The sequence below is a fragment of the Luteibacter sp. HA06 genome, from assembly GCF_054061215.1.
Genome location: NZ_JBSSDZ010000001.1, coordinates 1,942,640 through 1,965,707 on the forward strand (window position 1 = coordinate 1,942,640; position 23,068 = coordinate 1,965,707).

The 23,068-nt window shown below is 63.3% G+C and carries 17 protein-coding genes and 1 pseudogene; 12 read left to right on the forward strand and 6 right to left on the reverse strand.

The window, feature by feature from the left end; translation table 11 throughout:
* Positions 1-114 precede the first annotated feature (114 nt).
* Positions 115-1,062: an MASE1 domain-containing protein gene (locus ACVWWJ_RS08925; RefSeq protein WP_456967467.1), complete on the forward strand. Its 948-nt coding sequence runs from the start codon at positions 115-117 to the stop codon at positions 1,060-1,062.
* Here ACVWWJ_RS08925 and ACVWWJ_RS08930 read toward each other — a convergent pair.
* The 4 genes from ACVWWJ_RS08930 to ACVWWJ_RS08945 form a co-directional block, all read right to left on the reverse strand.
* Complete coding sequence (locus ACVWWJ_RS08930) at positions 1,049-1,225, reverse strand: hypothetical protein (RefSeq protein WP_456967468.1); 177 nt, start codon at positions 1,223-1,225, stop codon at positions 1,049-1,051. The two genes, ACVWWJ_RS08925 and ACVWWJ_RS08930, sit on opposite strands and share 14 nt — an antisense overlap.
* A 120-nt stretch (positions 1,226-1,345) precedes the next feature.
* Positions 1,346-1,732, reverse strand: coding sequence for a hypothetical protein (locus ACVWWJ_RS08935; protein WP_159896538.1), 387 nt, complete (start codon positions 1,730-1,732; stop codon positions 1,346-1,348).
* Positions 1,733-1,796: 64 nt separating this feature from the next.
* Positions 1,797-2,048 carry a hypothetical protein gene (locus ACVWWJ_RS08940; RefSeq protein ID WP_456967469.1) on the reverse strand — a complete coding sequence of 84 codons (252 nt, stop codon included), beginning with the start codon at positions 2,046-2,048 and terminating at the stop codon, positions 1,797-1,799.
* 39 nt (positions 2,049-2,087) lie between these two features.
* Positions 2,088-2,363: a hypothetical protein gene (locus ACVWWJ_RS08945; protein ID WP_456967470.1), complete on the reverse strand. Its 276-nt coding sequence runs from the start codon at positions 2,361-2,363 to the stop codon at positions 2,088-2,090.
* A 152-nt stretch (positions 2,364-2,515) separates the two neighbouring features.
* On the opposite strand from ACVWWJ_RS08945, the gene ACVWWJ_RS08950 reads away from it, so the two are divergent.
* From ACVWWJ_RS08950 to ACVWWJ_RS08970, 5 genes and pseudogenes are all read left to right on the forward strand, one after another.
* Positions 2,516-2,713: a hypothetical protein gene (locus ACVWWJ_RS08950; protein WP_456967471.1), complete on the forward strand. Its 198-nt coding sequence runs from the start codon at positions 2,516-2,518 to the stop codon at positions 2,711-2,713.
* 228 nt (positions 2,714-2,941) lie between these two features.
* Positions 2,942-3,228: pseudogene (locus ACVWWJ_RS08955) on the forward strand (BlaI/MecI/CopY family transcriptional regulator).
* The gene (locus tag ACVWWJ_RS08960; protein ID WP_456967472.1) at positions 3,228-3,407 is read left to right on the forward strand and encodes a hypothetical protein; all 180 of its coding nucleotides are present in this window, start codon (positions 3,228-3,230) and stop codon (positions 3,405-3,407) included. The pseudogene ACVWWJ_RS08955 and the gene ACVWWJ_RS08960 overlap by 1 nt, the downstream one beginning before the upstream one ends.
* Positions 3,408-3,521: 114 nt before the next feature.
* On the forward strand, positions 3,522-3,950 hold the full coding sequence (locus ACVWWJ_RS08965; RefSeq protein ID WP_456967473.1) for a hypothetical protein: 429 nt from the start codon (positions 3,522-3,524) through the stop codon (positions 3,948-3,950).
* A gap of 54 nt (positions 3,951-4,004) precedes the next feature.
* Positions 4,005-4,304 carry a hypothetical protein gene (locus ACVWWJ_RS08970; RefSeq protein WP_456967474.1) on the forward strand — a complete coding sequence of 100 codons (300 nt, stop codon included), beginning with the start codon at positions 4,005-4,007 and terminating at the stop codon, positions 4,302-4,304.
* A 585-nt stretch (positions 4,305-4,889) separates the two neighbouring features.
* On the opposite strand, the gene ACVWWJ_RS08975 is transcribed toward ACVWWJ_RS08970, so the two are convergent.
* Complete coding sequence (locus tag ACVWWJ_RS08975; protein WP_456967475.1) at positions 4,890-5,216, reverse strand: hypothetical protein; 327 nt, start codon at positions 5,214-5,216, stop codon at positions 4,890-4,892.
* A 486-nt stretch (positions 5,217-5,702) separates the two neighbouring features.
* Between ACVWWJ_RS08975 and ACVWWJ_RS08980 the strand changes: the two genes are divergently transcribed.
* The 3 genes from ACVWWJ_RS08980 to ACVWWJ_RS08990 all read left to right on the forward strand — a co-directional run bounded on the left by ACVWWJ_RS08980 (position 5,703) and on the right by ACVWWJ_RS08990 (position 8,082).
* The gene (locus ACVWWJ_RS08980) at positions 5,703-6,449 is read left to right on the forward strand and encodes a helix-turn-helix domain-containing protein (protein WP_456967476.1); all 747 of its coding nucleotides are present in this window, start codon (positions 5,703-5,705) and stop codon (positions 6,447-6,449) included.
* Between the two features lie 357 nt (positions 6,450-6,806).
* Positions 6,807-7,466, forward strand: a complete 660-nt coding sequence (locus ACVWWJ_RS08985) for a hypothetical protein (protein ID WP_456967477.1) — start codon at positions 6,807-6,809, stop codon at positions 7,464-7,466.
* 220 nt (positions 7,467-7,686) lie between these two features.
* Positions 7,687-8,082, forward strand: coding sequence for a hypothetical protein (locus ACVWWJ_RS08990; RefSeq protein ID WP_456967478.1), 396 nt, complete (start codon positions 7,687-7,689; stop codon positions 8,080-8,082).
* Positions 8,083-8,336: 254 nt separating this feature from the next.
* Here the strand turns inward: ACVWWJ_RS08990 and ACVWWJ_RS08995 are convergent, their stop codons facing one another.
* Complete coding sequence (locus tag ACVWWJ_RS08995; protein WP_456967479.1) at positions 8,337-9,212, reverse strand: LysR family transcriptional regulator; 876 nt, start codon at positions 9,210-9,212, stop codon at positions 8,337-8,339.
* A 142-nt stretch (positions 9,213-9,354) separates the two neighbouring features.
* Between ACVWWJ_RS08995 and ACVWWJ_RS09000 the strand changes: the two genes are divergently transcribed.
* The 3 genes from ACVWWJ_RS09000 (at position 9,355) to ACVWWJ_RS09010 (ending at position 23,029) form a co-directional block, all read left to right on the forward strand.
* Complete coding sequence (locus ACVWWJ_RS09000) at positions 9,355-10,191, forward strand: response regulator transcription factor (protein WP_456967480.1); 837 nt, start codon at positions 9,355-9,357, stop codon at positions 10,189-10,191.
* Positions 10,185-13,724: a two-component regulator propeller domain-containing protein gene (locus ACVWWJ_RS09005; protein WP_456967481.1), complete on the forward strand. Its 3,540-nt coding sequence runs from the start codon at positions 10,185-10,187 to the stop codon at positions 13,722-13,724. The genes ACVWWJ_RS09000 and ACVWWJ_RS09005 overlap by 7 nt, the downstream gene beginning before the upstream one ends.
* A gap of 290 nt (positions 13,725-14,014) precedes the next feature.
* Positions 14,015-23,029 carry a YDG domain-containing protein gene (locus ACVWWJ_RS09010; RefSeq protein WP_456967482.1) on the forward strand — a complete coding sequence of 3,005 codons (9,015 nt, stop codon included), beginning with the start codon at positions 14,015-14,017 and terminating at the stop codon, positions 23,027-23,029.
* The last annotated feature ends 39 nt before the right edge of the window (positions 23,030-23,068 follow it).

Here is a 23,068-nt window from a genome sequence, read left to right on the forward strand (position 1 = left end):
GCGAGAAGGGCGCAATCTGGAGTTGACCGACATGCATTTTCGGCATGGCAGTGCTCGGGTGCATGGGCTGTCATGGCATGCTTGGACTTCCAGACAACCCGCCTAGGGAAATCAGTGAACGGAAGCGCCGCGCGATGGAATGCATGGGGCCAGCATGTGGCGGTCGCCGCCGCCTATGCCGCCTGTTATGAGGTCACCCGACACGTGTCCTTTTCCCACTGGACACTCACTGCCGGGCTACGCCTGGCATGCCTGCTTCTGTTGCCCACTCGGTACTGGCCAGCGCTGGCCGCGGGCGAAACGCTTCCGCTGATCGAGAACGCGTTGCTCTGCATGCCGGAGCTGGGTGGTGCCTGGGCGCTTTCCGCATCCGTGCCGATGGTCGTTCTTTTCATGGGATGCGTGAAACCCATCCTGGAACGGAGGCCGCTTCGCACACCGGAGGGGCACGTGCGAATGTCCGTCATCCTGGGAGCGACGCTCGGTTGTGCGGTCATCAGCGCCGTGTCCACATCGCTGACGCTCGAGGCATCGCTCCTGGCCGCGCCAGACGCGTGGCCCGGTATTTCGGCGCCGGCTTATTTCTGGGCATACCTGCTCGGCGCCTACCTTGGCGCGCTGACACTCACTCCCGCTCTCCTCGCACTCCATGAGCGCTCACAGGCGCTGGAAGCGGTGACGTGCGTGGCGGTGTGGCGTAGCCGTCTCTTCCGCGATGTCGTGCTGTGGGCGGTACCTGCGTCGGTGCTGCTTGCATGGCTCGCACTCGCGACGACAAGCGATACGATCCGGCAGGTCGCCCGCATGGCTCTGATGTTGCCGGTGCTCGGGCTAGCTGTCCGACATGGCTGGCACGGCAGCGCGCTCGGCGGCATGGCGGCGAGTATTGCGCTCGCCGCTTCCGGAATGATCGTGCTCGATCCCGCTTTGATCCGGTGCCAGGTGGTCCTGGCACTTTTCATCACGGGCTCGCTGCTTGTCGACGCTCGCGCGCCTGTCTTCGCTGTCCGTGCGTCGTCGATGCCGCAAGACAGCCAGAAGCCTTATATCAAGGGCGCTTGACGCTGCATTCGGCAGGATTCCTGCACTGGACGTATAGCGCCTGGTGCTGCGCGACGGCGCTTGCACCAATGACATGAGCGGACGGGGTGGCCACGGCGGCACCACCGCATGCCAGGCCAAGCAGGGCGGAAATCGTCAGGGTGAGGCGGATGCGTGAATACATGGTGTGCTCCAGGGCGTCGGGATGGGATTGAACCCAGGAAACGATACCGGGCGGAGACGGCTCGTACACCACACTACGCAGGCGCATTTCCGGCAAGGCGTAAGGCCAGCCCAGGCAGTCTCAGATCCGGCTCGTCGCGTCCAGCGTGCCGGCTGCCCGTGCAATCGCGTCGAGTAGCTCTCGCGCGCCAAAAGGCTTTGGAAGGCGTACGGCCCGCGCCGGGATACCCGGTACGTCCTCGAAGGGACGCGACGAAATCACCACCAGGGCGATATCTTCCCGCGCTGCCAGCTTGCTCAGGATCGGCACCGGCCCGCGGCTGACATCGGACGGCAGGCTGGCGTGGCAGACAGCGACCCGCAGGGAGGGTGCCGAATCCAGCGCGGTGATCGCCGCTTCGAACTTTTCGGCTACCACCACGGAGAAACCGCGAGCTCTCAGAACCTCGCCAGCCATATCGGCCAATTCGCGATGCGGATCGAGGATCAGGATGGTCGGTGCGGTCATGGCGCAGTATGCACGCCGAGACCGTCGAATAGTGCGGTCTTCAGTTCGACTCCACACCATTCTCTTATTCGCCAGTGTTATAGAACCGATCCACGCGTAGCGTCGTGACGACGCCCTTGAACCCGGGCAGAGGTTCTATGGTCGAAACTTCAGCGATGTAGTGCCCGTAGCGCGTCGCGTAGAAGCCGCATACAGCGATATTGGCTTCGTCGTCGCGAGTGGCGTAAAGATCGAGGCGACAATTGGACGTGTCGCTGCGCGGGCGCGGCTTGTCGGTGTTTCTGGCGATGATGGTCTCGTCGTCTTCGGTTTCCACGGGCACGTGGACCCCGTGATCGTCGTAGAAGATCTTGACTCACAACGATCGTGTATGCATCTGCACGTCGCGTACTGCTGAGAGATCTGTCCCGTGGGGCACATCAAGGCCGATCATCAGGCGACGTTTCGTGTTGACCTGTCCTTCGCGAACATCGAAAGGGATGGTGACACTCGCGCCCGCGGTATCGAGTGCGAAGGGTACCGACAGGGGGAGCGCCCCTGGCGGACGTTCGGACTCTGACATTTCGTAGGCTCCCATTCCGATGCTGATCGCGCCCATAAAGAGTAAGCCGATCACGGATTTGCTAGGCATCTTCGGAAAATCCTTCTCCTAGTAGTTCAGGTACGATCTTCGCATGTCTCGGGAGTGTCCTAAGGGGGGCGTCATCACCCTTTCCACACCGGTGAGCGCTAGTTTCGTCACGCCCCGAGGCGAAGAATGAAGGTCTCTTATGGGAGACCGTCATGAGCGAACAAGACCGCACCACGCAACATTCGTCGACCGGCGTCGGCGGTTCGAATAACCCGGCTGCCAACCCCGGGCAGGATAAGCCCGCCAAGCGTGAGGGCGACCAGACAGGCCAGACGCGTCCGGAAGACGTGACGGGCGGCGAAGCCGATCAGAAAGGCCAGCGTGATCCCGATAAGAGCGGCCAGCGGTAAGGCCTTGGGCTGCTTCGCCCAGCAGCATGTGAGTGACGACCTGAGCCCCGCCTTGCGCGGGGCTTCTCTTTTATGGATCCCGATCTGCGCGTGAAAGGCCGGGCGAGCACCATTGTCTACTAATGATCTAGTTGAGAGACGCAGGAGCGTTTGCCTGGAGTCTACTAACGCCATAGTAGATGGGTGGATCGCCATGACGATCTCGCTGACGGACCGGGAACCGATGTCATGCAGGTGCTTTGGGACTATGGTCCCTCGGTCGTGGCGGAAGTGCGCGAACGACTAAGTGACGCCCTCGCGTACACCACCGTGCTCACCGGGGTCACCGCTATCTTTCCAGCGTGAAGCAGCAGGCAGCGCGTAGGAACGCCCTGCAGCATCTCACCGACAAACTGTTCAAGGGCTCGACGGAACTGCTTTTTTCGCACCTGGTTTCCGACCAGAGGCTGAGCCAGGAACAGATCAAGCGCGTGCGTCAGTTGCTGGCGGCGCAGTCGGACAAGGAGAAGCCGTAATGCTTTCCATGATCGGCAATGTGCTGGTCGTCAGCATGCTCCTTAGCCTGGCGGCGCTGGTCGCAGAATACGCGGCGAAGCAGCGTCGAACAGCGAAGCGCTGGATATGGTTGTTCGCCATTGCGACGCGCGTGCGCTGCGCAGCGGCTCGGCCGTGGTGGACTACTGCGAGACGTTGATCGAAGTAGGACAGCATCACTCCCGTTCCATTGGTGCCGTGGCTGCCATGTCGGAGTCCGGATCGCTTCTCAGTAGCGCCGCCCAGCGCCAAGGACAGTGCGGCGCCGCAAGTGGTGAATGTCAGTCGTGCCACTCTTGCGAGTTACGTAGCCTTTTATCGCTTCGGCCCCGGTTCGGTGATGACGGTGAAGCTGGAGGGCTCGCAGCTATCGGCGCAGCTCACCGGACAGAGGTTTATTCCTGTCTACCCGAGTAGCAATGTTGCATTCTTCACCAAGGTGGTCGACGCGCATCTGAATTTCGTGGTGGACGGACAAGGCCGAAGCACCGCCATGGTCTTCTATGAGAACGGGCGCGAGATCGTGGCGCCAGGTATGGATGCAGCAACGGCTCAGGGTATTCAGAGTGCCCTCGATGCTCGGGTTGCTTTGACTCCGCAGGGTTGGGACAAATACCTGGTGCGGCATGCAAACGGCACGGAGGAGGTGGGGTTCGTGATTGATGTTGACGGGACGATCTTGGGGGCCTTCCGCCGGCCGTAGTCGCCCGCGAACGTAGTATGGTTGGGACCAACCCTCGCGAGGAGTCGAAGTTCAATGAGTAATGACATCGTTGACTTGCAGGAACCAACATCCGCCGAGTGGACTCACGCGGTCATCCTTGCCGCGACCCAGAGGGAGGCGATGTCGACGCAGAAGGCCGTCGCCGAACTGCTGGCCTCCCTGACCGAACATCATCGCCAGATGGCGGTAACGCTGCAGCGGATTCGCGCACTTCCCGACGCATCGGTGCTTATGCGCTTTACGCCTGGCACGGAAACGAATATGGCGTCGGCGGCTGGAACGAGTGAGTCTGGCGATGGAGGTGCGGCTGCATCTTCCGTCATCACGGGCTGAGAGCTGAGCACTCGGGACTGAGCGTTCGAACCAGCGTTGAGTCTGTCTAAAAGCAAAACGGATCGGCAGGTTAGTGCCGATCCGTTGCTTTATTGGTGGAGATGGCGGGAACCTCTCCGTCACATCCGCTAAGTCCATGAATCCAAACGGACGAAATTGGCGCTGGCCGCCAAATCGCCCGAGGATTGATACCCCGATTGATACCCAAGTGTTGATCAATGCGGGGGTGTCACGCAAGGCAGTGCTGCGCTGGTCCGGAAGGCACAGGGGCTTGAAAGGTCGCCATCTGCGCGACAGGGTCAGCGGGGCGACACCGTCCGTGCGCAAGGCGCCCTCGGTGACGTTGCTGGCAATAGCAGGTGTTCATCATCGACGACGATGGACGCCCGTCCCGTCTTGATTGAAAAAATATGGCAACCAATTTGCGAAGCGATATGTTCGCGAGACGCCCAGAAGTCGCCTAGGTCCTTTCGGATGGCACGGCCCGCCTTGCGCTTCTCGGTGGGCACTTCAACGGGGCCCTTTGCGTCGCCAGTCACATGAGGTCTGGGAAGCGATGCGTTCCGGATGCATCGGCCCCAATCGTCAGGCTCTCCTAAGCGGCCTGTCGCTCGCTGGCGTGGACTCAACCCGGACGAGGGCGATGATGGCATCCGCCAACAGAACCATGATGGCACCGTAGTCCGCATCGGGCTGGCTTCCGGCAGGCCCAAGCCGAAGGAAAAGATCATTGGCGGTCTGGACGACCGACGAAGCGCCGAGGTCGAGGGCCTGCGCCGTGATGCGGAGACTGCGAAATCGCGCCTCGTCCCAATCCGACAACAAGGCAGCCTCACCCAGCGCACGGGCCTCCACGGCGAGCTCGGCGATGCCTTTCAACGTGGTGGTTGAGGGTGGAAGGTCTTGGGACATGGAAGCTGCCTTTCGATAGCATCGTAAGGTGCGAGTTGCCGAGGCAGCAGGTTGAAGGGAACCGGCTAGGCCGTCAACAAGCATCCGTACGCAACCCGAACCGAAGCGCCACAGGCTGTCTTCCATCACGGCCCGTGCGAGATAGTTATGTGGGCGCTGTATGGGCAACGTAACTTCCTTGTATGACCAGATGCGACGCGCTTGCATCTCACGTCGACCGGCGCTTGCTCAACGTCATTTACGTGGGCAAGATGAGCGCGCGTGCAATCACGGCCAGATTCACCGGACGTCGATGGCGACGTTTCACGGACGAGCGGACGTTACGTGGGTGCTCTGCATACAAGTCCGAAAGCGTTACCGCTTACGCGTTTTGTCCTCAGACGAAGACTTGCAGCGGCCTGGACGTCCGTGGACGGCAACTTGGCTGGAAAGAGAGCCGCGAGCCTTCAGCGGAGTTTGAATCAGTTCGTTGCACAGGGGCAGGATATGCCATTCAATATCCACGCAAGCCAGTTGCAGACGTTGTTCGACGCTTTGCCGGATGTCGTTTTCTTCGTCAAAGACAACGCCGGGCGATACACTCATGCGAACTGGACATTGGTGCGTCGCCTGGGTCTCGCGCATCGCAGCGATCTTATCGGACAAGATGTTCGTGCGCTCTTCCCATCGGCGCTGGCGAGTGTTTATGCCGACCAAGACGAGCGGGTGCTTGCCGGAGACACGGTAGAGCGGCAACTTGAACTCCACGTGTTTGCGAACCGCGCCGCCGGGTGGTGCCTGACGTCCAAGCAGCCGCTGTACTTCCAGGGCCGTATAAGCGGCCTCGTCGGTATCTCCCAGGATCTGGGCGCACCTGACGGCAGTCACCATACCTACGACAGACTTCAGCGCGTCGTAGCCCTGATGCAGGCCCGTTATGGTGACGGCCTTCGCGTGGCCGACCTTGCCCAGAGCATTGGATGCTCGGTCGCGCAACTCGAGCGCCACTTCCGTCGAATCTTTCAGCTGTCGCCCCGCCAGGTGCTGACAAAAATCCGTATTGAGGCGGCCATGGGGCACCTGGCCGGGACCATGGGCGTTGCGGAAATCAGCGTGGCGTGTGGGTTCCCTGACCAGAGTGCTTTCGCGCGCCGGTTCAAAACGACGGTCGGTATGACACCGAGTACCTATCGCGCCATTTGCCGAGCGGAAGACGGCAGTGTCCGGCCGTCCATATCGCCTGATCGGCTTTGAAGCGGGCCGTTTGTACGCAGGATGGTCACTGTGCACAACTCCGCACATCTTTGGTCTATTTCCAGCAAGACATCTGTCTGGCTGTCCAGCTAACGTGACCGAAGCCGTGACACCACGGTCCTGTCGCCGAGGCGGCCCGGTGCGCCAGGGTTGGCGAGGTGAAGTTGCTTGCCGAATGTCGCGTACGGTAGGGCGGAGGCTGCTTTGCGGCGAAAAGCAGGGCTTCCGGCGCGTGCCGCGCGGACTTTCGCGTGGGTCATGCGATATCAGTCGAAGTGTCTGAAACAGGGCGCGTGCGAGTCGCGCGCGAGTGCCTTGATGAAAGAGCGTCCAGCACGACCGGAGGAGGGTGGCACAATGAACTTCTTGCTTGTACACCCGATTACCCTTGAAGCGCTCTCGCCTGATGAGGCGCAGGCTTTGCACCAGCTGTGCGCACGTGGAGAGCCGGCGGTCAATCTCCCGCAGGACGTCTGTCGGAGTCTGGTCAGCAAAGATTTGCTTGCGGGCGAGGACGCGAGCGCATGGCATCCCACGCTTTTGGGGACCATGGCTTTTCGCCGTTCCCACCCCATTGGAAGCGTGCCCGATTGGCCGGATTTCAGGCGTTTCATGGAAGGGGACCGGTCTCGTCGCCCGCATCCGTCCGAACCCGGATTGGACAGTCACGATGTCGCTGCTCCCGCTCCGGGGGGCACACCGGGCGCTGACGGTATGCCTGGAAGCAGGGGCGGAGCGCGAGGATCCGAACGCGAGCGAGGTCTCGATGCGCGCGCCGAATGGCTGCGTATTCAGAAAACCCGGCGGGCAAACCTGCTCCGTCTGGTCGACGAAGTCAGTGGCAGCAAGCTCGATACGATGATTGTCCTGTCGCAGATTCTGGGAATCGCCCGCGAATCGCTTCGGGAAGCACTCGACAGCCGGGGACTGTCTGACAGCGACGCGAGTGAACTCGAGTGGGCGATGAATCGGCGAAAAGGCTGGATGGACGCCGACCATACGGGGGAGCCTGAGTGACGCGGAACGTCGACGGGCTTCATCACCGCGCCATCCGACTAGGGGAACAGCGAAGCAGCCTCTCCAATCCGCGCGTTCGCTGGCAATTGCTGTTTGGCTCGGCGTGCCCAACACATCGTCTGCGCAAGGCCCGTTGTTGCCGCGAGGTACAATGAGGTGCTGCGCATCCCGTCCGATTGGGTCTGCCGACTCGTTTCGCTTGCGCATCCCGGCGCTGCTGATGGCAACCGTTACCGAAGTCGAGGATGAATCCCATCGTGAGGTCGGGACCATGACATCAGACTCTGCGCTTCGCGCCGCACAAACCGTCATGCATCTCGTTTCCTGGGCTCAGGCAGCCCGCGTCGCGCTGCCTGCCGCACGCCATCACGCGCACCAGGTCGTCCAGGACGGGTATCAGTACACGCTGATTGCGGAGGAAGCCGAATTCCAGGCGGTGCGAATCGAGCTGTTTAAGGGCGCCGGATTGGTTTGTGAGGTCGGCGCAGCGAACTGTCAGGGACGACTGGCAGTGACATCAACGACGATCATTGACGCTGATGCTTGTGCGGCATTCATGGCCAGTCGGGACGACTTCAACGCACCGCTGACCAACGATAGCTTTGAGCCGTTTTGAACCACGGCGACAAGGTCCGATGTGCTCACTGGGTGGTCCGGGGGCAGATGGGTCGGGTCTGGCGACGATGGCGGCCTAGCCGTCGCGTTCGTCGGTCGACTCGCCAAAGGCGTCCACCCAGTCAAGCGGAGGCCGGGCAGCCGGGCCACACCCGAAGGTTCCAGTGCTCCCAACGGACTTTTCGAATTGGCATCGGGACACGTCCAGCATAAGGGCAGAGAAAGACCTGTGCCGGGAGCCATCGCGTTGCGCGGCTATTTTTCTCCGGAAACACCAAGCCGCTCCTGGGCGAAGCGAACGAAGGCGAGCGCAGATTCGCTGACCGCGCGGGCTGACATCGTCAACGCGTGCACCGGAATGCGGGCAGGCTCTGCGGCTTCGTCGACGGCAGCCAGGCGCCCGGCCCGGATGTCGTCTTCGCAGAGGCACTCGGGCAGGCGGGCAAAGCCGAGCCCGGCACGAACGGAGGCGAGCAGCACGGTGATATCGCCGGTCACCAGCCTTGCTTCACTTTGCCTGTTCGGCCGAAACAGCAAGCTTGCTGGCGCGCCTGGGCCCGCATACGCAAGTACATCCCGGTCCGCGATGCGGTTTGCGTCCGGTGGTGTTCCCAGACGCTTGACCATCTCGGGCGAGGCGACGGTAATGACCGGCATGGGCGGCAGTGTCCGCGCGACGACGTCCGTGCTGTCGGGAACACTGTCACTCACCGCAAGGACGACGTCTGCCTGTTGCCGGATGAGGGGCTCGACGTCGCCAGCGCCTGCGGTCAACCACACGCGGATCTGCGGATGGTCCACTGAAAACGCGGGCAGAAGGTTCGACATCAGGGGCATCAGCAAAGTGTGCACATGAACTCTCAGGGACCGGCTCCCTGCCTCGACATCCGTCGCCGCGTGTTCTGCAGCCATGGCAGACTCGCACATGGCGGAAGCATGACGGTAGACCTCCTCACCGACCGGGGTCACCGAGAAGCGTCGGGCATTCCGGTGCAACAGTTGCACGCCGAGGCGCCGTTCCAGCGTCTTGATGCGGCGGCTCAGCAGGGAGCGTGTGGTCCGCAAATGCTCTGCGGCCACCGAAAAACTTCCGGCCTCAATCACCTGCACCAACAGGAAGAGGTCTGCCATGTTGCTGGTCCGTTTCATGTCCGTGACAACTTGCATTGGATCGCGCACGTTAGGACGATGACCTGCCTGTCGCCTTTGCCGGGGGGCGCCAGACCTTTGCGCGCGGGCCAAGCCGTCTATACTCTTTGCCGAAGGGGACTTCGTGCGACCCCTGGCGACGCTCTGGGGACTTTGCTTGAATACGTCGAACCCGCCACACATTCTCGTTGTCGATGACAGACCTGAGGAGATAGGGCCACTTGTTGTGGCGCTCCGCGCCGAAGGATGGCGGGTGAGTATCGTCACGAGCGCGATTCAGGGCGTCCACAGGGCGCAAGCGATGGCGCCGGACCTCATATTGCTCGACGTGCGAATGCCGCAGATGGACGGGTTTGCGGCGAGCCGCCTGCTTCAGGAAGTGCCGCAGCTCAAAAACACGCCGACGGTATTTCTGACCTCGGCCAACAGTGTTGAGGAGCGCCTCGAGGGGCTTGGAAACGGGGGTGTCGATTACATTCTCAAAGACTGCCATCCCGCTGAACTCGTGGCACGGGTGCGCATCCACCTGAGGCTTGCTCCCCGCGCAGCCGTCGCATCGGCTCAAAGTGTATCGGCCACCTCGCTCTCCGCCGATGAGGTGACGCTGCAAGCCGCCATGCGGCTGCTGCGCCGGCGTCTCTCGGACCCCCTCACGCTCGACGAGGCTGCCCGGGAAGTGGGGACTTATGACAAGCGCCTCTCGGCAATCTTCCGGGAACACCTCGGCACCACCGTGTTTGCGTGGCTGCGCGAAGAGCGCATTCATCACAGTCGGCGCCTCCTCGCCGAGACGTCGTTGAGCATGCAAGACATCGCACTGGAGATAGGGTTTCGGAGCGCCTGCAATTTCACGACCGCCTTTCGCGAACGCTGGGGGGTTACGCCCACGCGATTCCGCCAGGCGGCTCAGGAGGAGGCAGCGGGCGCACGTGAGAAGGCAGGGGTCGCCGCCCCGTGCTGAACTGGCGCCAGTGGACATGCGCACTTTTTCTGCTCGGTGTTGGCATGCAGCCCGCTGCCGGCACGCCATCGCCGCATGTGCAGCTGCCATTGGTGATTTACGACCAAAACACCGGCCTGTCGAGCCTCTCTGTGGTGCGCCTCCTCGAAGACCGGCATCATTTCGTCTGGGCCGGGACGGAGCAGGGGCTTTATCGTTTCGACGGCATTGGCTTCAACGCGATGCGGGAAAAGGACGGCTTTCAGACCTCGGAAGTCGTGAGCCTGGCCGAGGACGACGACGGACACGTGTGGGCCGGAACAAGAGCGGGCCTGCAGTCGCAAGACGGAGGCGGGCAGTTTTCCTGGGTGCGGCCGGATGACCGGGCCATGCTCGTGGATCGCGGCCAGACCATGGCGCCGGACGGGCCGGGTGGCATGCTGGTGGTCACCGGGCATCATCTGTTTCGCGTCAAGCGCGACGCGGCGGGTCGGTGGACGGCCGTTCCATGGCCGCAAGCGAGCGCAGGCGGAGCAGGGCCGTTTCAGGTCGCGGCCGTCTATCGCCATGGCGACCAGGTCTGGTTTGGCTGTAACGAGGCCGTATGCCGGCTGAGGGATGGCGTCCTCACCCGGTTTGCCGTTGCGCAGGGCGTCCCTGCAGACAAATGGGTGGGTTTCCTGGTCGCCCGGGACGGCACCGTCTGGGCGCGCGGGTTGCGAGCTGTCATCGCGCTTGCGGCTGGCGGCTCGGCTTTTGTCCCGCACGACATCCCGGGGGCGCATGGTGAGGTGGCGGCCACGAGCATTGATTTGGCGCAGGACCGGGAGGGGCGCATCGTCACGCGTTCAGACACCGGCATCGCGCGCTGGGACGGCACTGTTTGGGATCTTCTGGACACGCAAAACGGGCTGCCGGGCGTGGGGATTTCAGCGTTGGTTGCAGACCATGACGGGGCGCTGTGGGCGGGAACCTATGGCCGGGGGGTCCTTTACTGGAGCAATGCAGGCGCCGTGGAAAACTGGACCGCCAATCAGGGGCTGAGCGACAGCCTCATTTGGTCCATTGCCCGGGCCGGGCCCGACTCGATATGGGTGGCGGGCGAAAGCGGCGGGGAAATCGTTGTTCCGTCCGAAGGGCGCGCCCACCGGTGGCCCATCAGCCTGCCGCCACCCGTCCAGGCGCACGCGGTGCTGACGGACACCGCCGGGTCCATCTGGTACTTCCTCTTCGATGGGCGGGTCGTCCGGTACGACCCAAAGCATGACCGCACTGCCCAGGTCGCCCAGGTGCCGTACCTCATCCGTGGCGCGCACAGGGACAAAAACGGGCGGTTCTGGGTGTACACGATGGGCGGGCTTTATGAACTCGACGCCACATCGGGGGCGGCCACGCGAGTGGCTCCGGACCTGATTCCCGCCACGATGTGTTCGGACATGGCAGAAGACAGCGCCGGGCGACTTTGGCTCGCCTGCAACTCTGGCCTGTATCGCAACAACGAGCGCGGATGGGCGCGCGTTCGTGTCCTTCCGGACGAATCACCCGGAGGCTATGAGAACGTCGCCACAACCCCGGACGGCCGGCTCTGGCTCAGTTCATTGCAACCGGGCCTCCTCACGGGGCGCGCCGGTGACAGCGACGCCCTCGCCATGGCGCCTGTCAACGACCCGCTTTTGGCTGCGACGCGTTTTTACTTTCTGCGCGCCGACAATCAGGGCCGTGTCTGGGCCGGCGGGGGCAAGGGGGTAGACGTCCTGGCGAATGGGCTATGGACGCGCCTGTCGAGCAGGGACGGACTGTTGTGGGACGAAACCAACCATGGCGCCTTTTTCGCGGATGCGGACGGGTCGGTCTGGATCGGAACGCCCGTCGGGCTGACCCACGTGCTCAAGCCCGCTGACCTGCTCGCGCCTCGGAGCATGTCCCCTCAGCTCCTTCCGGCTCGCTACGGGGACCGCGCTGTGGCATCAAACGCTCTGCCCTACGAACGGGGGACGCCGTTGAATGTGGCGTTCGGCGTCTCGGGCAACAGCGCAGGCCATCCCGTGCACTTTCGCTATCGCCTCAAGCCGCTCGACAGCGACTGGGTCGACACAAGCCAGCGAGAGGCTCGCTATGCGTCCCTCCCTTGGGGTCACTACCGTTTTGAAGTCCAGGTCGTGGACGAAAACCGGCGGGTCACGTCGGCCGTTGCCTCGTTCGAGGTCACCATCGAGGCCCCCTGGTGGATGACGCCGGCTGCATTCATCGTCTTCGCCCTGGCCGTGGTGGGCGTGGCCGTGGGAGCGTGGCGCTGGCGGACCCACTTGCTCATCGTGCATGCCCGGCGGCTTGAAGGGATTGTCGTCGAGCGCACGAAGGAACTGCGCGCACTGTTGCAGGCACGGCGCCGTCTGCTCGCCCACATCGGGCATGACCTCCGCTCGCCACTGTCGGCCATCGTGAATGTGGCGCGCCAGTGGCGCCAAACCGGGCCGGGCATCGAGCACCCCCGGAAGATTGAGCGTCACGCACGAATGCTGATGGAACTCATCGACGAGGTCGTGGAGTTCTCGCGGGGTGAACTGACGGATGTGCTGCTGGAGCCCGCGCCCGGCTACCTGTACCGCTTCCTTTACGAAGTGGCGGACGAGGGCGCACTCCTTGCCCAGGCCAACGGCAACCGGCTTGACGTCTCCATCGGTATGGACCTCCCGGCTGTGGTTGAGCTCGATTTCCGGCGCTTGCGCCAGGTGCTTTCAAACCTGCTGGGCAATGCTGCCAAGTACACCCGAAACGGGGAGATGGTTTTCACAGTCGAGGCGCAGGCCACGGATGCCGGCCGTGTCGCGCGCCTGAGCTTTACCATCGAAGACACGGGCATCGGTCTGGGGGACTCTGGTGCCGAGGCTCTCTTGGAGCCGTTCGTGCGGGGCACCAACACCAGTGATGCACCCGGGAGCGGACTGGGCCTGGCTATCGTTGCGCAACTGCTGGCCCGCATGGGTTCCCGCCTGGAATCGGCAAACGGTTCCGGGGGGCGGGGAAGCCGGTTTTCGTTCGGGATTGACGTTCCCGTGGCCGACGAGCACGACGTGGAGCCGGACTTGGCCATTGGCCAGGAATCCGTTGCTCTGGAGGGAGACGGCAGACGGGTCATCGTGTCCGAGCCGGATGAGGCAAGGCGCGCAGTGTTGTGTGATTTGCTCGACGGCTATGGTTTCCAGTCCGTGCCTGTGGATCCGGTGGGCGACCTGGCCGGTGTCGCGGCCCTGCGGCCGGCCCTCATCATTGCTGAGCACCGGTGGCAAGGCGAAGAAGAGGGCGCGGTGATTGCACGATTGGCCAGATTCTTCCCTGGCGTTCCTCTGTTGGTGTTCACGGCCGTCCCGCCTGGCCCCGTCCCCGCGCTCCGCGCCTCAACCGCTGAGATACTGCTCAAACCCTCCGACGCGGCGGAGGTGATGGCTCACGTCGCGCGACTGACCGACGGCGCCGATGGCAATGCGCATCCGGCGCCGCCCGGACGTGGACGCCCCGCTTCCCCTCCCGCAAAGGGTGTCCACCCCGCATAAGCCCCGGCATGCCCAGTTCCCGACGAATGCCCATCGTCGGTCTTTTGAATGGACGGAACTTGTCACGCCGGGCGTGACATAAGTTCCCATCCTGCAGCCTTACGACGCCGCGCCGCGCTTCCTAAAATCGGCCCGCTGCTGCGACGCCGTTCGCATTTTTGCGACAGCCAACGCGGCCACTTGCACGCGAGCGCGACGCTGCCCTGACGACGCTCTGCGGCGGCCAGGCTCGTGTTGCGACTTTCTCGTGCTGCGCGCAACCGACTGCATCAAATCAGGGCCCCGCAACAATGAATCGTATCTATCGCCTGTGCTGGAACGCCGCTACCTCCCAGTGGGTCGCGGCCAGCGAACTTGCCCGCAGCCGCCGCCCGGGGGCCACGGTCACCGCGACCGCAGGCGCGCCACGCGCCGCGTCCATTGCGATGGCGGTTGCCCTGGCGCTCGGCAGTGCAGGCGCTGCGCGCGCGGGCCAGACAGGGGGGCAGATCGTGTCCGGCATCGGTGCTATCAACCAGCACGGCGCCACGACGACCATCAACCAGGCGAGCCAGCACCTGTCGCTCAACTGGCAAACCTTCGACATCGGCGCGAACGAGACGGTCAATTTCGTCCAGCCGGGCCGCGACGCCATTGCGGTCAACCGCATCCTTGGCAACAGCGCCTCGGAGATCTACGGGCATCTCAATGCCAACGGCCAGGTCTGGCTCGTCAATCCAAACGGTGTGCTCTTCGGAGCGGGTTCGCAGGTCAACGTTGGCGGTCTCGTCGCCTCGACGCTCGATACGCCGGACAGCTCGCTTGATTCGACCTCGCGCACCTTCAGCGGTGACGGCAAGGGCAGCATCGTCAACAAGGGCTCAATACGCGCGGCCAATGGTGGGTACGTGGCCTTGCTCGGCAACACGGTATCGAACCAGGGCACCATCAGCGCCCAGTTGGGCACAGTGGCGATGGGCGGCGGCAGTGCCATAACGCTCACCTTCGGAGGCAGCCAGCTGCTCCATCTGCAGGTTGACCGCAGCACGCTCGACAACCTGGTGGAGAACCGCCAGCTGGTTCAGGCTGACGGTGGCCGGGTTCTCATGACCGCAGGCGCAGCCGACTCGTTGCTGGCCAGCACGGTCAACAACACAGGCGTCGTTCGCGCCCAGACAGTCGAAAACCACAACGGCGACATTGTCTTGCTCGCCGGCATGACCGCCGGCCATGTGACCGTCGAAGGCACGCTCGACGCGAGCGCGCCCAATGGCGGCAACGGCGGCACGATTGAAACGTCGGGCGCGTTCGCGCACATCGGAAGCGCGGCCATCAACGCCAGTGCGACCCATGGCAACGCGGGAACCTGGCTCGTCGACCCGTACGACCTGACCATCGACTCGACCGCAGCGACCTCAATTTCGAATTCGCTCAACAACGGCACCAACGTCACTGAATCGACCTCTGCCGGCAGCGCTTCGGGCGCGGGCGTGCAAAACGCCAATGGCGTCGGCGATATCAACGTCAACGCAGCCATCAACTGGACTAACCCCAACAGCACGCTGACGCTGACGGCGTATCGGGCGATCAACGTCAACGCGCCGATTTCCGGCGCTGGGCGTGTTGTGCTGACAGCCCAGGGGACTGCAGGCAGCAATGGCAACATCACCCTTGCTGCAGGCGGCACCATCGCAGGCGGGGCGGGCGTGACCCTGACGGCCGCCAATGCGTTCATCAACAATGCGGGCAGCAATGCGCTCAGCTCGGCCTCAAGCAAGTGGCTGGTGTATTCGGCCAATCGCTCGGCCGACGTGACCGGCGGCCTGGCGCCGCAATTCATTCAATACAACGCTGCGGCAGGCGCGACACCGCTCGGTGCGGGCAGTGGCTTCCTGTACAAGCAGACCGCGAACGCGGCAATCACGGGCCTCAGCGGCACGGTTGGAAAGGCCTACGACGGCACGGCGACGGCCAGTCTTGACGGGACCAACGTCAATGCGACGCTGGCAAACGGCGACCGCATCGCCACGGCGACGGGCACCTATGGCAGCAAGGACGCCGCATCCGGCATTCAGGTGACGGCAGCAGGCAGCAGCGCGGGTTACACCTTCACCGACGCGAGCGGCCTCGTACCCGTTTACGGCTATACCATCACCGGCGGTGGCGCTTCGGCGAACATCGGTGTCATCGACCCACGCCAGCTCAGCGTCTCGGTCATCAACAACCCGACGAAGACCTACAACGGAACGACCACCGCCACACTGACCAGTGCAAATTACCTGACATCGGGGCTCGTGGCGGGCGAGAGCATCACGTTCAGCCAGCCCAACAGCGTGGCCTATGATTCCGCCGACGCGGGTGCGCGCACCGTCAACGTCGGTTTCCTGCCGTCCAATTTCACTGCGGCGAACGGCACGAAACTGTCCAACTACCTCTTGCCGACGACGGCGACGGGCACCGGCACCATCAACAAGGCCAAGGTGCAGCTGTCGGGCCTCCTCGGCAGCGACAAGGTCTACGACGGCACCACCACGGATGGCCTGGACAAGAGCCGTGTCTCGATTTTTGGCGTCATCGCAGGTGATGCAGCCAACGCCACGCTCGACAGCACCAACGGCATTGGCCAGTTCGCCGATGCCAACGTGGGCAACGGCAAATCCGTCAGCGCCATGGGCTTCCAGCTCGTGGGCAGCAAGGCGGGCAACTACGACCTTGTCTTGCAGTCGGACATCACCGGCTCCATTACGCCCAAAGCGCTGACCATCAGCGGCGTGTCGGCACTCGGCAAGGTGTACGACGCGACGCGTGTGGCGTCCCTCGCCTACACCAACCTTGCCCTCAATGGCCTGGTCAACAGCACCGACACCGCCAACATCTCCCTGGTCACGGCGGGCGCGAACGGAACGTTTGCCACAAAGAACGTGGGCAACGGCATCGGGGTTACTGCGTCGGGCTTTACGCTGGCAGGCACCGGTACGGGCAACTACACGCTGTCCCAGCCCACCGGCCTGTTTGCCAACATCACACCCGCGCCCTTGCTGATATCCATCACCGGCAACCCCACCCGCACGTACAACGGAACCACGACGGCCAACATCGGCGCGGGCGACGTGACCATCACCGGCTTTCAGGGTGGCGAGACGGGCAACGTGGTGCAGAGTGCTGGCGCCACGTACGCCAGCAAGGACGCGGGTACCCGGCTGGTGACCGCACTGCTCGAACCGTCGGACTTCAGTCTGGCTAACGGTGCCGAGCTTTCCAACTACAGCTTCCCGATCTCCATCACGGGCAATGGCACGATTGCCCAGGCCATCCTGACCTGGTCACTGGTGGGCAATCCCACCAAGGTTTACGACGGCAATACGAACGCGGCGCTGACGAGCGACAACTTCCAGCTCTCCGGATTCCTCAGCGGGGAGGGCGCCACGGTCACCCAGACCCATGGCACCTACGACACCGCCAATGTCGGCCAGCGGAACGTCACGGCAAACCTGAGCATCGCGGACTTTACCGCGCTCAATGCCACCGTGCTGTCGAACTATGTCCTGCCAACCGTGATGACCGGCTTTGGCACCATCACGCCAGCGCCCCTGGCCGGCTTCATCACGGCGGGCATCAACGGCCCGACGCGCGTTTATAACGGCACCACCGTCGCGACGCTCACGCCGGCGAACTTCGTCCTTTCGGGCTTTGCGTCAGGGGAGGGCGCTTCGGTCAACCAGACCGTCGGCATCTTCGCTTCCAAGAACGTTGGCAAGCAGGCCGTGTCGGCAGCGCTGACCAGCGCCAATTTCGATGCCAATGCCGGCACCAACCTCGGCAACTACACCCTGCCATCGATGGCGTATGGCACCGGCGAAATTCAGCAGGCGCTGCTGACCGCATCCATCGTCGGCAACCCGTCCAAGGTCTACGACGGCACGCAGTATGTGACGCTCACGCCCCAGAACTACCAGGTCCTTGGCTTTGTGGCCGGCGAAGGCGCGGATATCGTTCCAAGTTCCTCGATTTCCTTTGACACCAAGAATGTCGGCAGCAACAAGACGATAACGGCGAACATGGCGGTGTCGTCTTACCTGCCAAACAGCCAGACCTTGCTGTCGAACTACATCTTGCCGACAGTCGCGACCGGCCCGGGGACCATCACCGCTGCGCCGCTGTACATCATTGGCGTGTCTGCCCAGAGTCGTGATTACAACGCAACGACCCTGGCGGCGCTCAACAGTGGAGGCGCTTCCCTGGTGGGGCTCGTTGGCGCCGACTCGAACGACGCCGGGAAAGTGGCCCTCACGGCCGGCACGACCGGTCTCTTTGCGGACGCCAACGCAGGCGTGGGCAAGGCCGTTACGGCGAACGGTTTCTCCATCTCGGGCAGCGAGGCGGGCAACTACACGCTCATGCCGCTGACCGGCCTGACCGCCACCATCAGTCCGTTCACGCTGAGCATCAACGGCGTGTCGGCCATCGACAAGATTTACGATGGCAACACGGGCATCGCACTCAATACCGGCACCGCGTCGCTTGGCGGCATTTTCAGCGCCGACAACGGCAACGTGACCCTCGATGCGTCGGGTGCTGCGGGCAGCGTGAGGTCGGCCAACGCCGCCAACAACCTCGATGTCACAACCTCTGGTTTTGGCCTGGCGGGCAGTGCTGCGGGCAACTACCGCGTCAACCAGGTCAGCGGGCTGACCGCGAACATCTCAAAGCGCGCCGTCACAGCTTCCATCACGGGGGATCCCACCAAGCCGTATGACGGTTCGAACTCGGTGACGCTGACCGCAGGCGACTACGCACTGTCGGGCTTCGTGAGCGGGCAGGGTGCCACCATCCCACAGTCGTCGACCGCGAAGTACAACAATGTCAACGCCGGCAGCAACCGCGGCCTGACTTCGACGCTGTCGGTGTCGGACTTTGTGGCGATGTCGGGAACGAACCTCGCCAACTATGACCTTCCCACCGGCGCGACGGGTGCACTCGGTACAATCACCCCGTTCATCATCAATTTGATGGGCCAGCGCGTTTACGATGCGACCACCAGCGCCGATGCTGGCCTGTTTACCAGTAGCGGCACCATTGCCGGCGTCAACGGCGAGCGCCTGGCGCTGACGGGAAGTGGCGTTCTTTCGACCAAGAACGTGGGCAACCAGCGGAGCTTTGCCAACTTTGGCACATTGGCTCTGGGCGACAACAGCGGCACCGCTGCCAATTACACGCTTGCCGGCGGCATCGATTGGGTGACCATCACCCCGGCCACCCTTACTGTCGCGGGCACGGTCGCTGCCGACAAGCCCTATGACCGTTCCACCACCGCGCAGCTTTCGGGCTCCACGCTTGTGGGGCGGCTGGGCTCGGACGATGTGACGCTGGCAAATTTTGCCACCGGCACCTTCGCCAACAAAAACGCGGGCGTCGACAAGGCTGTCAGCACCTCGATGACAGTGGGTGGTGGCGACGCGGGCAACTATATTCTCGTCCAGCCCACGAGCCTGACGGCAACCATCACGCCACTGACGATTACGCCGATTGCCACAGCGGACAGCCGCCAGTACGACGGGACCACGAACGCGACGGCGACGGTATTGTCGTCTGGTGTCCTGGCAGGCGACACCGTCACCTTCGGCAAGTCGACCACACCGCAGTTCGACGGGAAGGACGTCGCCAACGGCCGGACCGTCACCGTGAGCAACATCACCAAGGGTGGCGCGGATGCGGGCAACTATGTGCTGTCGACGACGACTGCAACCGCACTGGCGAACATCACGCCGCGTATCCTCAACCTGAGTGGCACCCGGGTCTACGACACGTCGACTTCGATTTTCAGCGCGGGTCTGACCCTCGGGAACCTCGTGTCGGGTGAGAGCCTTGGCCTCTCAGGCACCGGCAACACGTCAAGCAAGAATGTCGGCAGCTATACCGGCGGCAACTTTGCGTTAGGGTCGCTGGCGCTCGCCAATGACGCAGGCGGCATCGCGGGCAACTACACGCTCAGTGGTGGCACCGATACCTACACCATTACCCCGGCGATCCTCAATGTCATCAACACCACGGCCGACAGCAAGGTGTATGACGCAAACACCATCGCCGCCTTGCACAACGCCACGCTCGACGGCGTACTGGGCTCTGACACGGTTGGCCTGACCAATGCCGATGTCGGCACCTTCAGCGACAAGAATGTCGGCACGAACAAGTCGGTGACCACGGCGATGGGCATTGCGGGGACTGATGCGGGCAACTACACGCTCGTGCAGCCGGCCAATCTCGTCGCTGACATCACCGCCAAGCTCATGCATGTCGACGCAAACGGTGTCAGCAAGGTCTACGACGGCACCAATGCATCGGGCGCGACCCTGTCAAGCCAGGATCTGGCGGGCGGCGACCAGGTGACGTTCAACGACACGAGCAACCTGTTTGACTCCAAGGACGTGGGTACCGGCATCGTCGTTCGCGTGGGCGGAATCACCGCCAGCGGCGCCGATGCAGGCAACTACACGCTGGCGAACACCGACGCGACCACGACGGCGAACATCACGCCGTTCATCATCAACCTCAGTGGTACGCGCGTCTACGACGGCACGGCAACGGCCGGTGCAGGACTCTTTGGCACGAACGGGGTTGTTTCGGGCGTCCACGGCGAAACGCTGGTGCTGTCCGGTGCGGGCAAGAGCGCATCGAAGAACGTGGCCAGCTACCATCGGGCGAGCGACGGCACGGGTGATTTCGACCTCGACACGCTTGTCCTCAATGGCACGGGTGGTTCGAGTGCGGGCAACTACGCGCTGCAGGGCGGCACCGACAGCTTTACGATCACCCCGCTGGCGGTAACGGTCAACGCGACCGGCGGCAACAAGGTCTATGACGCGACGACCGCCGCCACCGCGACCCTGGCGGCGAGCGGCCTGATTTCGGCCGACGCGGTGAACTTTGCCCTGGGTGGTGCCCTCTTTGCTGACAAGAATGTCGCCAACGGCAAGGCCATCTCGGTCACCGGCATCACGGCCAGTGGCGCGGACGCCGGCAACTACACCTTCAATACGTCCGCCCAGACCACCGGCGACATCACCCCGCTCGCCATCAGCGGCAGCATCGTCGCCGACGACCGGGTCTACGACCGCACTACGGGTGCAGTGACCCACGGCAGCCTGTCGGGTGTGCTCAGCGGCGATGTTGTCGGGTACAGCTCGACCTCCGGCAGCTTCCACGACAAGAATGTCGGCAACGGCAAGACGGTTGACGTCTCCGGTGTTGTCGGTGGGACTGATGCTGGCAACTATGTCGTCACCAGCAACACCACGACGACCGCAAACATCACGCCGGCGACCATCGTTGTGGGCGCGACGGCCAGTGACAAGATGTATGACGCCAATGCGACGGCGACGACCACCTTGTCGCAGGCTGGTCTCTTCGGTGGTGATGACGTGGCTTTCACCAGCGCCTCGTCGCAGTTTTCCGACGCAAATGCGGCCAACGGCAAGACCGTTACGGTCAGCGGCATCACGGCCGCCGGCACTGACGCGGGCAACTATGTCTACAACACGGTCGCCACGACGCTCGCCAACATCACGCCTTACATCATCAATCTGCACGGTGAGCGTGGATACGACGGCTCAACGGCTGCAGCCGGCGGAGACTTTGGCAATCATGGCGTCGTTGCCGGTATCAACGGCGACACGCTGGACCTGAATGGGCAGGGCGCGGTCGGCGACAAGAACGCCGGGGCCAACAAGGCCTTGTCCTCCACCGGAACTCTGGGCCTCACGGGCAATGGCGCTGCGCTCAGCAGCAACTACACCCTGGTTGGCGGCATGCACGACCTGACCATCACGCCAAAGCAGATCGTGGTTGACGCCACCGGTTCGAACAAGGTGTATGACGGCAACACACTCGCCGCAGCCGGCCTGGGTTCAACCGGAGTGGTGGGCAACGACCAGATTGTCTTTGCCGGCAGTGCCGCCAACTACAGCGACAAGAACGTTGCCAACGGCAAGACCATCACGGTCAATGGCATCACCGCCTCTGGCGCAGACGCAGGCAACTACGCGTTCAACCAGACTGCGCTGACGACCGGCAACATCACGCCCCTGGGCATCGCGGGCAACATCATCGCGGGCAGCAAGACCTACGACGGGACCACCGCAGCACAGACCAGTGGCACCCTGACCGGCGTGCTTGCGGGTGACAACCTGGGCATCGACACAAGTGGCAGCTTTGTCGACAAAAACGCCGGCAACGGCAAGACGGTGGGTGTTGCCGGTCTTCTCACCGGGACCGACGCCGGCAACTACACGCTCACGACCAATGCCACCGCTGTGGCCGATGTCTACAAGGTCGTGTTGAACCTCGACGGCACCCGCGTTTATGACGGCAGCACGGTCGGTTCGGCGGGCATGTTCGGCAGTGCCGGCGTCATTGCGGGTGTCGCCGGTGAGAGCCTGATCCTCAGCGGGCACGGCGTTCTCGGAAGCAAGAACGTCGCGACCGACCGGCCTCTGGCGGGTCTCGGGTCTTTGGCGCTCAATGACGACGGCGCCGGTCTTGCCGCCAACTACACGCTGGTCGGTGGCACGCATGTCGCCACGGTGACGCCGCTCAGCATCAACGCCGGTATTTCCGCCGACGACAAGGTTTACGACGGCAACACAGGTGCCACCACGCACGGTGTGCTGAGCGGCGTGCTCGGTGGTGACCAGGTCAATCTCGCGACCAACGGCAGTTTCACGGACAAGAATGCGGCCAACGGCAAGACGGTAAACGTTGGCGGGACCCTCTCTGGTGATGACGCCGGCAACTACACGCTCACCTACAATCCGGCCACGACGGCAAGCATCACCCGTCGCCCGGTGGTTGTTGACGCGCAGGGGACGGACAAGTTCTTCGACGGCAACACGGTCGACAAGGTGACCCTGTCGAGCAGCGGAATTCTCAATGGTGACGTGGTCAGTTTTGGAGCGACAAGCGCGCTGTTTGCCGACCCGTCCACCGGTCGCGGCAAGCCGGTGTCCGTCGACGGGATCTATGCCACCGGGGCGGACGCCGGAAACTACGCCTTCAACACGACGGCGGAGACCTCGGCCAGCATCAACCAGAACACTTCGCAGGGCGCCTCGGCGAGTGCGCTGACCCAGATTGACGCCGTGCTTCGGCCCGAGTCCCTGGCCACGCCGTACGGTGTCGCTTCGAACATCACAGTCGGCGATTACACCGGCAACCACAAGAAGACCCGCCAGCCTGTGGAGAAAAACGTGCAGCGCGGTGACTTCGTCTCCGGGCTCTCGCTGCAGGTTGTCGATGGTGGCGTGCGGCTCCCGGCGGACGCGATGCAGTGACGCGTCGCAACGCCCCGCACGACTCCGCTCACTCTTTCG

Coding starts and splice junctions, on each gene's coding strand:
- ACVWWJ_RS08935 (WP_159896538.1), bottom strand. CDS start 1,732: ATGACCGCACCGACCATCCTGATCCTCGATCCGCATCGCGAATTGGCC.
- ACVWWJ_RS08960 (WP_456967472.1), top strand. CDS start 3,228: ATGCTTTCCATGATCGGCAATGTGCTGGTCGTCAGCATGCTCCTTAGC.
- ACVWWJ_RS08950 (WP_456967471.1), top strand. CDS start 2,516: ATGAGCGAACAAGACCGCACCACGCAACATTCGTCGACCGGCGTCGGC.
- ACVWWJ_RS08975 (WP_456967475.1), bottom strand. CDS start 5,216: ATGTCCCAAGACCTTCCACCCTCAACCACCACGTTGAAAGGCATCGCC.
- ACVWWJ_RS08945 (WP_456967470.1), bottom strand. CDS start 2,363: ATGCCTAGCAAATCCGTGATCGGCTTACTCTTTATGGGCGCGATCAGC.
- ACVWWJ_RS08985 (WP_456967477.1), top strand. CDS start 6,807: ATGAACTTCTTGCTTGTACACCCGATTACCCTTGAAGCGCTCTCGCCT.
- ACVWWJ_RS08990 (WP_456967478.1), top strand. CDS start 7,687: ATGGCAACCGTTACCGAAGTCGAGGATGAATCCCATCGTGAGGTCGGG.
- ACVWWJ_RS08980 (WP_456967476.1), top strand. CDS start 5,703: ATGCCATTCAATATCCACGCAAGCCAGTTGCAGACGTTGTTCGACGCT.
- ACVWWJ_RS08970 (WP_456967474.1), top strand. CDS start 4,005: ATGAGTAATGACATCGTTGACTTGCAGGAACCAACATCCGCCGAGTGG.
- ACVWWJ_RS09010 (WP_456967482.1), top strand. CDS start 14,015: ATGAATCGTATCTATCGCCTGTGCTGGAACGCCGCTACCTCCCAGTGG.
- ACVWWJ_RS08995 (WP_456967479.1), bottom strand. CDS start 9,212: ATGGCAGACCTCTTCCTGTTGGTGCAGGTGATTGAGGCCGGAAGTTTT.
- ACVWWJ_RS08930 (WP_456967468.1), bottom strand. CDS start 1,225: ATGTATTCACGCATCCGCCTCACCCTGACGATTTCCGCCCTGCTTGGC.